The sequence below is a fragment of the Alteromonas sp. ABH4_456 genome (genome assembly GCF_056160645.1).
In genome coordinates this window covers 1-290 of sequence record NZ_JBSWXO010000055.1, presented here as the reverse complement: position 1 = coordinate 290, position 290 = coordinate 1, and the positions used below count along the sequence as shown (strand labels likewise).

Genomic DNA, 290 nt, shown 5'->3' with positions numbered 1-290 from the left:
ACTGGAGCCGCTTAACGCGGCTCAACGCAACGACCTGATGGAAATCATGGATGACCGCCACGGCAGCAGCTCAACCATCCTCATCAGCCAGTTGCCCACCGACCAATGGTATCAATCCATCGGTGACAATACGCTGGCCGATGCCATCCTCGACCGCCTGATGCACAACGCTCACCGGATAAAACTGAAGGGAGAATCGATGAGAAAAACACTGGCGACCGTTGACGCCACTTGAACACTTAAGGTAAAAATCAGCTAGCCAACGATGCGTTGATCTGGGGTGTTCAAAT

At 52.8% G+C, this 290-nt stretch carries 1 protein-coding gene; it reads left to right on the top strand.

Translation table 11 applies throughout. The annotated features are described in order from the left end of the window. On the top strand, positions 1-235 hold a 235-nt coding region (locus ACXAG2_RS20920; RefSeq protein ID WP_474864982.1), incomplete at its 5' end, for an ATP-binding protein. Positions 236-290 lie beyond the last annotated feature (55 nt).